Source organism: Blastochloris sulfoviridis, from assembly GCF_008630065.1.
GTDB classification, from domain to species: Bacteria; Pseudomonadota; Alphaproteobacteria; order Rhizobiales; family Xanthobacteraceae; genus Blastochloris; species Blastochloris sulfoviridis.
The window spans coordinates 65,237-77,213 of record NZ_VWPL01000018.1; the positions used below are offsets into that span (position 1 = coordinate 65,237).

The following is an 11,977-nucleotide window of genomic DNA, read 5'->3' on the forward strand; positions in this document are numbered from 1 at the left end:
GGCCTACCTCACGAAATCGTTGGGATCGCCGTCGCGGAAGGACGAGATGAGCGAAGGCTGCTCCGCATCAATGCCCGGCGTGTATTGGAACATCTCGAGGGCCTCGCGCTCGAGCATGGTGTTGAGAAGACGAAGCGGAATATTCACAGGGCATACGCGCTCGCATTCGCCGCAATCGATGCAACGGCCGGCGAGATGCATGGCGCGCACCATGTGGTACATCGCATTTTCCGATGGAGTGGCGGAGCGGTTGATCCAGCGGACGCGATCGGCCTTCTCGTCGGCGCTCGTCGTCGGACCGACGATGAAGTTCGTCGAGTCGACGACGCACTCGTCGCAGTAGCACATGGGACAGACGGCGCGGCAGGCGTAGCACCGGATGCAGCGCTCGAAATGCGCGTCCCAGAAAGCCGAGCGTTCCTCACTGCCCTTTTCAGCGATGGCCGACACCGCTGCGAAGCGTGGACCGTACGGGCGCTCGTCCACCTTTTCGCCGAAGAAGAAATCGGCGTCGAGCGGATAGGACTTGGCGCATTCGAGGCAGCGGTCGGCGAGCACGTCTTTTCCGGGCAGGATCGTGCCGCCGCCGACGTAGGACACCCTTACGCCGCCTTCGCCCTCAAAGTGTGCGGACGTGGCTCCCTTGCCGCGCAGCGCCTTGTTGAGCTTGCGCGTGTCGATCATGCCGCCGGTCTCGCAGGACACGCCGAGCACGATCACCTCATCGCGCCTGATGTGATTTTCCTGGAGCAGCACGGTGATGGCGCGGCTGTCGCAGCCCTTGGCGACGATGCCGAGCGGCCGCTTGTCGGATTGCCGCGCGTGCTTCATCCGCTTCTTCTCGTTTACGAGGTAAAGCGCGAGGTTGCCGACGCAGGTTGGATCGAGGACGAGCGCTGCGGTCTCGTCGGCCGTGGTCATGAAGGCCGGCTCGGCCAGAAGTCCCGCCGTGCTGCGCCGATAGCCAAGCACGGCGCGGACCTTTCCGCTCTGCAGCAGGTCCTTGGCGCGCGCCCTGATGTCTTCGACCGGGATCATCAGCGTTTCGCCTTCAGCTTGGTCTGAGGCCCGAGCGCCTTCAGGTCGTTCACGAAGTCCGTGATAACCTCCGCGTATTTCACGCCCTCGGCCGCCGAGACCCAGGACATGCGGAAACGGTCGGGTTCGACCCCGATGAACTGCAGAAGCTTCTGCACCAGGAAGATGCGCCGTCGGGCGTAATAATTGCCTTTGAGATAGTGGCAATCGCCGGGATGACATCCGGAGACGAGCACGCCGTCCGCGCCCTTGTTGAATGCCGAGAGGATATAGATCGGCGATACCGAGCCCGAACACATCACCTGGATCGGCACCGCGTTCGCCGGATATTTCAGCCGCGACACGCCCGCGAGATCGCTGCCAGCCGACGAGCACCATTTGCACAGGAAGGCGACGACCTTCGGCTCGAACTCCTGAGCGTCATGTTTTGCAGCAGCCGCGTCCTGCACCTTACTCACCCCCCATGCAGGCTTCGAGCATCTCGAAGACCTGCAACTGCGTTACGTTCTTCACGTCGATTGCCGCACGCACACATGTTCCGACGCAGGTGCCGCAGCCTTCGCACAGCACCTCGTTCACATGTGCTTTGCCCTCCACAAGGGTGATGGCTTCGAACGGGCAGACATCGACGCACATTTCGCAGCCGGTGCAATGGCTCTCACGCACCCTTGCCACGACCGGGCTATGCTCCAGTTCAGGCTTGGAGAGAAGCGCGATGACTTTGGATGCTGCGGCGCTCGCCTGACAGACGGTTTCCGGGATGTCCTTCGGCGCTTGCGCCGCGCCAGTGAGGAAGATGCCGCCGGTCACGCTCTCCACGGGACGAAGCTTAGGATGCGCCTCGGCGAGGAAGCCGTCCTTGTCGCGCCCGATCTTCAGAGCCTTGGCGACCTCGGTCGTGCCCTTGGATGGCACCATCGCCTGAGCGAGCACCACCATGTCGGCGTCGATCTCGACATTCTTGCCTGCAAGCGTATCGACGCCGAGAACCTTGAGCTTGCCCTTCGACTGGTAGATTTTCGAGACGCGTCCCCGAAGGTAAATTACGCCGTCGCGTTCCATCGCGCGCTGGACGAACTCCTCGTAGCCCTTTCCGCCAGAGCGGATATCGATGTAGAAGACGTAGGCCCTGCCGTTCGGCACATGATGCTTGTACAGCGTGGCATGTTTGGCCGTGTACATGCAGCAGATCTTGGAACAGTAGACGCAGTGCTGTGCCGGATCGCGCGAGCCGGAGCATTGCACGAAGACGACGGTCTTTGGCTCCTCGTGATCCGACGGCCGGAGCACCTGCCCGCCGGTCGGGCCGGATGCCGAGCACATGCGCTCGAACTGGATGCCGTCCAGCACATCCGGGTATTTCCCGCCGCCGTATTCGGCCATTTTATCCTTGGCATAGAGATCGAAGCCCGTCGCCACCACGATCGCGCCCACATCGATTTCGCTGTCTTTGGGCTTGGCGTCGTAGTCGATGGCGTCCGCCTCGCACACGTTCGCGCATTTGCCGCAAACGACGGGATTGAGCCCAAGGCAACTCTCCGGGTCGAGATAATAGCTGGCCGGAATTGCCTGCGCGAAGGGGATGAAGATGGCACGGCGGTCGTTCAGGCCGACATCGTACTCGTTCGGAACGACGACGGGGCAGACCGCCGTGCAGTCGTCGCAGAGCTTGCACTTGTCAGGATCGACGTATTGCGCCTTTGTGTGCACCTTGATCTTGAAGTTGCCGACGAAGCCCGAGACCGAGGTAACCTCGCTCGACGTCATCAGCGTGATTTTCGGGTGCTTCGAGACCTCCACCATTTTTGGCGAGAGAATGCACTGCGAGCAGTCGAGCGTCGGGAAGGTCTCCGACAGCTGGATCATGTGGCCGCCGATGGTCGGCTGCTTCTCGACAAGCACGACGTCGAGGCCCGCATTCGCGAGATCAAGCGCGCTCTGAATTCCGGCGATGCCGCCGCCGATGACCATGACCTTGCGCGTGACCGGCAGGCCGATGGGCGTCAGGGGTTGGTTGCGGCGCGCACGCTCGACCGCCGAGCGCGTGATCTTGACCGCTTTGGTGGTTGCCTCGTCCCTGTCCTTGTGAACCCAGGCGCATTGCTCGCGGATGTTGGCGATTTCGCATTGGAAGGGGTTGAGACCGCCCTGAGAGGACGCCTCGCGGAAGGTCTTTTCGTGAAGGTTCGGCGAGCAGCACGATATGACGACGCTGTCGAGGTTGTGCTCTCGGATGGCGTCGATGACGGACTGCTGGCCAGGATCGGAGCACATGTAGACGTAGTCGTTGGAGAAGACCACACCTGCGTCGCGGGCGAGTTCCGCCGCCACGCGCTTCACATCAACGGTCGCCGCGATGTTGGTCCCGCAATGGCAAACGAAAACGCCGGCGCGCCTAGTCAATGGACCGCTCCCGTTTTCCTGGAGACGGCTTCGACGCCGTGCTGATAGCCCTTGTCGAGCGCCTTGATGTTTGCGGAGAGGAAACGGTCGGGGACAAGGCCCGGCAGTGCCTTCTTCATGGCCTCAGGCGACACAGCCCCGGTGATGGCCGTGAAGAAACCCAGCACGACGAGGTTGGCGAACAGCCGGTTGCCAAGCTCCTCGGCGAAACGGGTCGCAGGGATGCTATAGAGCTCAACGCGCTCCGAATCGCCTTTCGGCTTCACCAGATCCGCTTCGATGATCAGGATGCCGCCGACGGCAAGGCCCGGCTCATAGGTGTCGTAGGCTTCCTGGGACAGCGCAATCAGGACGCCGGGCGTCGTGCAGTAAGGGTAGAGAACCCGGCTATCGGATATGATGAGCTGCGACTGGCAGGCGCCGCCGCGCGCCTCCGGCCCGAAGCTCTGCGTCATGGTTGCGAACTTGTCGTCATGGAGCGCAACTGCCGCCCCCGTGATCAAGGCGCAGCGAACGATGCCCTGCCCGCCGAAGCCGGAAAACTTGATCTCCCACATGGCTAGTCATCCGCTCCGCATTCAAGGATCTCGGCCTCCTTGCTGGCGGACAGCCGCGCCCTTTCCTCCGCCTCCTTCTGGAGCTCCGCCGTGGTCTTGCCATAGAGCTGATAGCTGTCGCCGAGGACCTTCATGTAATGGTCGTTGACGGCGTCGAGGAAGGTGGGCTTCTGCCGCTCGACGAACTTGCCTAAGGCGATGTCGCCCTGGAAACTGATGCCGACCGAGCGCGTATCCGCACCATGCTGGATGTCCGCGTTCTCCTTGTAATAGTCCATCGCATCCAGCCCATCGCCGAGCTTGTTGCGGCGCTGATAGAGCGTGGTGCAGGGCGCGATGACCTCGATGAAGGCGAAGCCGCGATGTTTCAGCGCCTTGCCGAAGGTCTGCGTCATGTTGTGGGCGTGAAGCGCCGTCCAGCGCGCCACGAACGTCGCGCCGGAGGCATCGGCCAGGAAGGGCAGGCTGAAGGGCGTCTCGTAATTGCCGTGGGGCGTCGTCGAGGCGTTTGCCGTGGTCGGCGTCGTCGGCGTCACCTGTCCGCCGGTCATGCCGTAGGTGAAGTTGTTGATGCAGATGACCATGAGGTCCATGTTGCGGCGGGCGGCGTGAATGAGGTGGTTGCCGCCAATGCTGGCGAGGTCGCCGTCGCCCGAGATCACCACGACCTTCAGTTCGGGGTTGGCGAGCTTCAGGCCGGTGGCAAAGGGGATGGCGCGACCATGCGTGGTGTGGAAGGAGTCGAACTTCACATAGCCCGCGACGCGGCCCGAGCAGCCGATGCCGGAGACCACCGCAATCTTGTCGCGGTCATAGCCGCTGGCCTTGATCGCCTCGACGAAGCAGGTGACGACCGTGCCGATGCCGCAGCCAGGGCACCAGATATGCGGCATCCGCTCCATGCGGAGGAACTCCGCCATGGGGTTCTGCTCGCGGAAGGCCTTGTCGTCGGTCGAATATTCGGGGGCCGGCTCTGCACCTTTCATTGGTTCGCCCCTTCCTTGATGGCGGCGAGGATTTCTTCGGGATCGTGGACGGCGCCGCCGCAGGAATTGACGCTGATCACTCTGCACTGGCCTGCGGCGCAGCGTTCGATCTCGAGGACGACCTGCCCGTAATTCAGCTCCGGAACCACGATGGCTTTCACGTTGCGGGCGAGGTTGCGGATCTTCGTCTCGCAAAACGGCCACACCGTAATGAGCCGCAGCATGCCGACCTTGATGCCGGCGTTGCGCGCTTGCTGAATGGCGCGGATGGCGATGCGCGAGGAAATGCCGTAGGACACCACCACGACATCCGCGCCCTGAATGCCATCCTCCTCGGTGCGGATGATCTTGTCCGCGTTGGACTCGATCTTCTCGATGAGGTGTGTGACCACCTGCTTGTTCATGTCCGGCGTCAGGGCCGGATAGCCACGTTCGTCATGCGTGAGGCCGGTGGTGTGGAAGCGGTAGCCATCGCCCGCCTTGACCATCGGCGCGGCCGTCCTGCCGTTGAAGTCGTAGGGCCGGTAATCTTCCTTGGGTCCCATGTACCAGTTGCGCTCGACGATGCGGATGTCCTCGGCCGGCGGAATGACCACCTTTTCGTGCATGTGGCCGACCGTCTCGTCGGTCATGATGAAGACGGGAACACGATAGATTTCCGCGAGGTTGAAGGCTTCGATGGTGAGATCGAAGCATTCCTGCGGCGAGTCCGGCACCAGCGCGATGATGCGATAATCGCCATGCGATCCCCAGCGCACCTGCATCATGTCCTGCTGGGCGGTGAGCGTCGGCAGGCCGGTGGAGGGGCCGGTGCGCTGCACATCGGCAACGACCATCGGGGTCTCCATCATGCAGGCAAGGCCGAAGGTTTCCATCATCAGTGAGAATCCGGGACCGGACGTGACGGTCATCACCTTCTGTCCGCCCCACACCGCGCCGACATTTGCCGTGATCGAGGCGATTTCGTCTTCCATCTGGATGAAGAGTCCGCCGACTTCCGGACAACGCTCGGCGAAACGCTCAGCCGTTTCGGTGGAGGGCGTGATCGGATAGCCCGCGAAGAAACGGCAGCCGGCGGCGAGCGCGCCTTCGGCGAGCGCATGGTCGCCGTCCATGAAGTGGCGGCCTGTCAGAACGCCCCGTGGATCTGCTGGAACCGTCTTGGGAGATTCGGCCACGCGTGTGTCCTTCATCTTTGATCAGTCGTCACGAAAATCGCGAATTCGGGGCAAACCTTTTCGCAGAACTTGCAATCCCGGCATTCGTCGGCGTTCTTCACCCTCGGGGGGTGATAGCCCTTCGCATTGTATGCATTGGACATTTCCAATGCGTCGGTCGGGCAGTATTCGACGCAAAAGCCGCATCCCTTGCACCAGTTCGGGTTGATGGTAATCCTGCCATACGCTTTCTTGAGCTTGCCGAATGACATTGCAATCCCCTAGAGAAGCCCCCTCTCCGCTAGAATAGAACGGGGAGAATTGTCATGCAGATCGAGCTTCAGGATGCGCTCGTCGCAGCCGAAGGCGATCGCCATGAGTTGGGTGAAATAGACGACGGGGATTCCCTCGAATTCCGGGTACATGCGGCGGGTGACCTCCTGGCGGTGGTCCAGGTTGAAGGCGCAGAGCGGGCAGCTGACGGCGATCACGTCTGCGCCTTGCTCCCTCGCATCGGACAGGATTTGATAGGTGCGGTCGGCGACGACTTTCGGCTTGTCGACAGTCTGATAGGCTCCGCAGCATTCCGCCTTATGAGACCAGTCGACTGGTCTGCCACCCAGCGTGCGGATCAGATCATCGAGAAGAACCGGATTCTCCACATCATCGAACGCGATCGAGCGTGGCCGCACCAGCAGGCAGCCATAATAGGACGCGACCTGCAGGCCGTTCAGCGGCTTGACGACCCTCGTGGAGATGGCTTTCGAATCGGCCTTGAATTCGCGCAGAATCTCGAGCGTGTGAACGACCTCGACATCGCCGTCGTAGTCGGTCGCCTCATCGGTCATGAAGGCGTTCATGCGCTTCAGGAGAACCGGATCGGCTTTGACCCGGTCGTTGGCGCGTTTAAGTGTATTATAACACATTGAGCACGCCGTCATGACGCGCGAGGCGTCGGCCTCCCTGACGCGAAGCATGTTGCGCACCGGCGCGAGCTGGCGCATCGAGTCGTCCTCCGACAGGGACAGGACGGTACCGCAGCAGTTCCAGCGATTGAGCTCTTCGATCTCAACGCCGAGGCGCTGCATCGAAAAAAGGAGAGATTCCTCGAAGTTTCCGGCGCGGTTCTTCATTGTGCAGCCAGGATAGTAGCTCAGCTTCATGTCTACCCCCGCGGCCGTAAGAAAACACAACGAATTGGTCAGACACATTCGCACCGCAAAGGACTCTCCTCCTTTGCGTTTGCATATCATTTGCTTTAACTTCCGCAAGCGGAAGTTAAGTCACATCTCCTTTATTAGCGCCGCTCACTGCGCTACCGCTATTCAGTTTTTTTGAATATTCGAATAAGCGAAACTAAATGCCTTGATCTAAAGCAAACGAACAGGAGATTTGTTCGCGAGCGCAGTCGAAATTGTTGCGCTGCACATCCTGGATTTACAAGATGTCTCTCGAGCTATTTCCCGGTACTTCTGTACAATTTTAACATTGAGCTTCCCCGTATCGCTGCAAGGCGGACGCGCGAGCCATGCACCCGACTGAGCTAACGTGAGCCAAGCGAACGTCTGTGTTTATCGCAGTGCGATTACAGCAAGGCTGGCTGCCAATCGACTTTTCGACGCCGCTATCGCGGTCCTCAAAGACGCTTTCGTCAAGGAACTAATCGTCAAACGAGTTTTCGGCGGCAATTGCGTGGGCCGCGGACTGTGTGCGTGAATATCCGAATGAGACCTCGTTCAGATTCGGTGGGAAACCATGACGGCTGCGCCGAGGTGAATGATGGCGCTGCAACAGATGTCGGCTTTGTCGGCACGCCTGACGATGTGCCTGAACGCCTTGCGCTTGTTGAAGAAGGTCTCGATGAGATGGCGCCATTTTCACCGCTCCGCATCAATCCGGATGGGTTCGCTCGGCGCGGATGCTGCGAAATGACGATCTTGGCGCGGCGCAGGTTGTGGCCTGCGATGATGGACATCGGGCTTCCAAACAGGCCTTCAGCCTGATGACACGCGACAGCAAGGCTGTCGCGGCAGGTCAGGCTGTTGCTGACGAACAGCTCCGAAAGCAACTGCGCTTGCGCCGAATTACGATTTCGCGAGGCGGCTCACTTCCTCCTCCTCGAGATAGGCGGCCTCTGCAGGCGTCAGTTCGATCGTGTCGTAACCGGTTATCATCGTCTTGACGTAGTGGGTGAACGTCTTGCCGGTGGTCGTCATATAGATGTGGATTATCACGAAAATCATCATCAGATCGGCTGCCGCGGTGTGGACGAAGACGACCGTCGGCAGGCCAAGTATCCCGGTCGCCCACTGCCCCCACAGCGGATAGGCGAGATAGATGATGCCGCTCGCCCACAGCGCCGGCCCGATGATCACCATGAACGACAGGTAGGCCAGCGACTGGAGCGCGTTCTGCTTGCGCTTCAGGGTTTTCGAGTACGGATGCGGGGCCCCGACGAGAATCCCCCAGACATAGAAGCGGATCACGGCGGGCAGCCCGCGGACGTCGGGCAAATAGTGGCGCCAGGCCGTGGTGGTGAAGTGCCAGAAGGTGGTGAAAATCCACAACACGATCAGCGCAACGGCTGCGCTCGAATGGATCAGCACCGCGGTGCGGAAGTCCATCAACGTGAACGATCCGTGCACCGCAAAACCCGACACCGCCAAAATGAAAATCAACGCCGCCTGCGACCAGTGCCAAAACCGCTCATAACGGGTATAGATCATCACCGAGCGGCGCGGCTGGGGGATGCCGGGCGGCGGCACGGCCGAAGCTTGGCTCATTTCGGCCTCCATTCGGGCCTCCATATGATTTTGAAGCGCAAAGCAAGGCGGATCGCGGCGTGAGCAGCGATGCCGGCGAGCGTGAGGGAGAGTGCGATGATCCCGAGCGTGTCGAGCCAGCCGAACCCGTCCCGACCCGGCAGATAGACGCCGGTGATCGCCGCGAGCCGGCCCTTGGGCTTGTGGCACTCGCCGCATCCGACCGCGTCGCCCTTGGGCGCCACCATGTGGGTGATCGGCCAGTTCGAGACGGTGTCGAGAAAGCCGAGTGTTCCGGAGAACGGCCGGTTCTCCAGCTTCATGCCGGCGGAGACCGACTTGACCAAATCGAAATTGCCCCAGAAGGCGGTGTCGTCATCTCCCCACAGGTGATTGAAGACCAGCGTCTTGTTCACGGGATCCCACGGCACTTTGGTGCGGACTTGCTTGAACGGCCAAATGCGCGAGTTCGGGTCGCCGGGATCGCCCTTGACGACGTTTATCGGCACCGGGCTCTGCTTCGCGTCGATCTTGGTGTCGGCGGTGGTGTAGACCATGCGGCCGTCGAACCACTGGTATGTCGGCACGAAGTTCTCGTCCCATTTGAAATTGCCCTTGATCGACCAGTAAGTATGGCGCGGCGTTCCGTCGGCCTGGACGTATTTCTCCTCGGCATAGCCTTTGCCGTCGATCAGTCGGCCGGCGGTGCTCCAGTCCCAGTCGGTGACGGTGGCGACACCGCCGCGGGCAATGCGCGGGATGTGGCAGGTCTGGCAGGCGACCCGCTCGGCGTGATGATTGAGCTGCCAGCCGATCAGGCTGAGCTTGGGATGCGGGGTAGTGCCGTGACAGGATTCGCAGGTCGCGACGTCTCGGCGCGCCCCGGGCTTGCCGAGCCCGGTCTCGTCGTGTGCCACCATGTCGTAGCGGCTGCCGGCAATCTGGTGATGTCTCGATACGTGGCACTGTGTGCAGGCGAAGTTGGGGCCGGCGACGGCCATGTGCACATCGAGCGCCTTCGACGGTCGGGTGAGGGAGGAATCGAGGTCGCCGTGCTTGACGCCGTCGCCGCCACCGCCGTTGAAATGACAGGTGCCGCAGTTCTCGCGCCCCGGCAGGCCGACATTCTGGGCAACGTGGGCGAAATCGATCGGCGCAAGGTTTTCGAACAAGACGCCGCAGATCGCGCTCCCGCGCGAGTTCGGCAGCCGGTAATAGGTCGCGGTGCGGTCGTGGCAGACCAGGCAATCGATCCTGGCCTGGTCGGTGAAGTCGAAGGTCGCGTCGGTCCAGCCGTAGCCGGCATGGCACTGCGCGCACATCCCCTCATTGCCCCGGGCGTTGGTGCAGAAGTTGTTGATGACATTCTTCTTGCCCAGAAGCTGGCCAGTGCGCGGATTGCGATAGTCCCACGTCCAGTGGACCGACTTCATCACCTGTTCGCCGGCCTTGTTGTGGCAGGTGAGGCACGCCTTGGTGACATCCGCGCCGGTCTGGAACGGCCCCTTCAGCGCCTCGAACTTGGTGTGGTCGGCCGTGCCGCCTGACAGGGATCCGGAGTTCTGGTCGGCCACCGGCTGCAGCTTCGCAGCCGGTGCCGAATGCTCCGCCGTCGCGGCAATCGCCGTTGCGTTCCAACCAAGTGTGGCGATGAAGAGCAAAGGGACAATTGGGTGCGTCGATGCCATTGTCCTGTCTTCCCATTATGTTCGTATGTCTGCGGACCTCGCGGCGCGACGTTTCGACGCGCGAGGTAGCCGTGGAAAATCCCCGGCCGGTATCGACAGCGCGGCTGAAGAGTTGGCGCAGTTGCGGGCAAATGCGGGCGCGTCCAGCAAACGGCACGCCCCGGCATTCCGGGAACGGGGACGCAACGAAACCTGAAGGCGTTCCGATCAGCGGCAGTCGCGCCTTTCAGCCGCGCTGAATCCCACAGCGCCACCGCCCGCCGACCTGATGCCCTGGCCCGCCAAATCTGCGGTACCGCGCGCTTCTCAGCGTGGCTTCGCCGCTACCCGATGAACGGGCCCTGGGACTCCCGAGCCGGAGCACCTGTGCTGGTCACATGGTGATGGTTTTGCCTTTGACAACTTGACGATCATGGCCTTTCCCCCTTGACGCGACAGCCGTTCATGCGTGCGTCGCACTCTTCTCCCGGTCCGTTGGCCGGAACCGGTTTTTTATATGGTTACATACGAATGCTATCACATATGAATGCATGAAGACATCGTTTTGTCGGCGGGACGGCCACCAGCCTGATCGGCCGGAATCGCATTGCAGGACCGAACGCCAGGACCGAACGTCAGGATCGGGTTTCAGCATCCGAATGAGAGGATCCCGAAAGAGGCATCACAGGTCGGTCGATTCCTTCCATCGGCGCCCCTCAAATCGAATCCGGTGCCTGAGTGATGGCTGATCCTGACTACGGCCGCATCAAGCGGAATATCTCGAAGATGATCAGCCTCGGCGCGCCAGAGGCAGACATAGACGCCTATGTGGCATCCGAGGGCGTGACCGCGGAGCAGCTTCGCGCCGCGCCGAAAATTGCACCGGCGGCTGGCCCGTGGACCAAGTACCAGAATGCGCCGGAGGCGCTGGCGCTAGCGGAAGGGCCGTGGACGAAGTATGCCGCCGCTGCGTCATCGCAAGCCGAAGCCCCGGCCCCTGGCGGCTCGCCCGACACCGCGACCGACATCGCCAAATCTGCCGGCGCTGGTGTTGTGCGTGGCGTCGCTGGGCTTGCCGCGCTGCCTGTGGTGCTGAAGGATGCGGCCAAGAGCGTCGCCAACGCCGCATACCGCTACACCGTTGGCGCTGGGCTCAGTCGGATCAACACCGGCGAATGGTCGGTTCCGAGTCAATCGCCGGCTGAACGTGCCGAGACGGCGGGGAATCCGGGTTAACGAGGGTTGAGCTGGAGGACCTGCATCAGGAAGTTTGGGTCCCAACTGGCGCATTTGCGGCGGGTTTTGACGCTGCCTTTGTCCGTGTTGGCCCGCACGAGGCCGAGGGCGAAGCGGCGGACGACGGCCATGTTCTTGGCGCCATGGCCGGTTCGGTAGCGCGACAGGTCG

Annotated in this window: 12 protein-coding genes and 1 pseudogene; 2 read left to right on the forward strand and 11 right to left on the reverse strand. The window is 61.7% G+C overall.

Annotated features, from left to right (window positions below):
- Positions 1–3 precede the first annotated feature (3 nt).
- Genes F1193_RS11170 through F1193_RS11205 form a run of 8 tightly spaced genes read right to left on the reverse strand, consistent with a single transcriptional unit; the run spans position 4 to position 7,304 of the window.
- A complete protein-coding gene (locus tag F1193_RS11170; RefSeq protein WP_150097768.1) occupies positions 4–1,038 on the reverse strand; it encodes a 4Fe-4S binding protein in 1,035 nt (344 codons plus the stop codon).
- Complete coding sequence (locus tag F1193_RS11175) at positions 1,038–1,496, reverse strand: hydrogenase iron-sulfur subunit (protein ID WP_210247358.1); 459 nt, start codon at positions 1,494–1,496, stop codon at positions 1,038–1,040. Before F1193_RS11175 ends, F1193_RS11170 begins: the two co-directional genes overlap by 1 nt.
- Positions 1,489–3,441, reverse strand: coding sequence for a CoB--CoM heterodisulfide reductase iron-sulfur subunit A family protein (locus F1193_RS11180; RefSeq protein ID WP_150097769.1), 1,953 nt, complete (start codon positions 3,439–3,441; stop codon positions 1,489–1,491). The genes F1193_RS11175 and F1193_RS11180 overlap by 8 nt, the downstream gene beginning before the upstream one ends.
- Positions 3,438–3,998 (reverse strand): 2-oxoacid:acceptor oxidoreductase family protein, encoded by a 561-nt coding sequence (locus F1193_RS11185; protein WP_150097770.1) that lies wholly within the window; start codon positions 3,996–3,998, stop codon positions 3,438–3,440. The genes F1193_RS11180 and F1193_RS11185 overlap by 4 nt, the downstream gene beginning before the upstream one ends.
- Before the next feature lie 2 nt (positions 3,999–4,000).
- Positions 4,001–4,984 carry a thiamine pyrophosphate-dependent enzyme gene (locus F1193_RS11190; RefSeq protein ID WP_150097771.1) on the reverse strand — a complete coding sequence of 328 codons (984 nt, stop codon included), beginning with the start codon at positions 4,982–4,984 and terminating at the stop codon, positions 4,001–4,003.
- Positions 4,981–6,162 (reverse strand): 2-oxoacid:acceptor oxidoreductase subunit alpha, encoded by a 1,182-nt coding sequence (locus F1193_RS11195; RefSeq protein WP_210247359.1) that lies wholly within the window; start codon positions 6,160–6,162, stop codon positions 4,981–4,983. The genes F1193_RS11190 and F1193_RS11195 overlap by 4 nt, the downstream gene beginning before the upstream one ends.
- Before the next feature lie 11 nt (positions 6,163–6,173).
- A complete protein-coding gene (locus tag F1193_RS11200) occupies positions 6,174–6,413 on the reverse strand; it encodes a 4Fe-4S dicluster domain-containing protein (protein WP_150097773.1) in 240 nt (79 codons plus the stop codon).
- Positions 6,414–6,422: 9 nt separating this feature from the next.
- Positions 6,423–7,304, reverse strand: a complete 882-nt coding sequence (locus tag F1193_RS11205) for a CoB--CoM heterodisulfide reductase iron-sulfur subunit B family protein (RefSeq protein ID WP_150097774.1) — start codon at positions 7,302–7,304, stop codon at positions 6,423–6,425.
- Positions 7,305–7,865: 561 nt separating this feature from the next.
- Here F1193_RS11205 and F1193_RS11210 point away from each other — a divergent pair.
- Complete coding sequence (locus tag F1193_RS11210) at positions 7,866–8,144, forward strand: hypothetical protein (RefSeq protein ID WP_150097775.1); 279 nt, start codon at positions 7,866–7,868, stop codon at positions 8,142–8,144.
- 81 nt (positions 8,145–8,225) lie between these two features.
- Here the strand turns inward: F1193_RS11210 and F1193_RS11215 are convergent, their stop codons facing one another.
- Both F1193_RS11215 and F1193_RS11220 read right to left on the reverse strand, forming a co-directional pair.
- On the reverse strand, positions 8,226–8,936 hold the full coding sequence (locus F1193_RS11215; protein ID WP_210247360.1) for a cytochrome b/b6 domain-containing protein: 711 nt from the start codon (positions 8,934–8,936) through the stop codon (positions 8,226–8,228).
- Positions 8,921–10,477, reverse strand: coding sequence for a tetrathionate reductase family octaheme c-type cytochrome (locus tag F1193_RS11220; protein WP_210247361.1), 1,557 nt, complete (start codon positions 10,475–10,477; stop codon positions 8,921–8,923). Before F1193_RS11220 ends, F1193_RS11215 begins: the two co-directional genes overlap by 16 nt.
- Before the next feature lie 834 nt (positions 10,478–11,311).
- On the opposite strand from F1193_RS11220, the gene F1193_RS11225 reads away from it, so the two are divergent.
- The gene (locus F1193_RS11225) at positions 11,312–11,806 is read left to right on the forward strand and encodes a hypothetical protein (RefSeq protein ID WP_150097777.1); all 495 of its coding nucleotides are present in this window, start codon (positions 11,312–11,314) and stop codon (positions 11,804–11,806) included.
- Here F1193_RS11225 and F1193_RS17480 read toward each other — a convergent pair.
- A pseudogene (locus F1193_RS17480) lies at positions 11,803–11,977 on the reverse strand (ISAs1 family transposase); the annotation flags it as partial. The gene F1193_RS11225 and the pseudogene F1193_RS17480 sit on opposite strands and share 4 nt — an antisense overlap.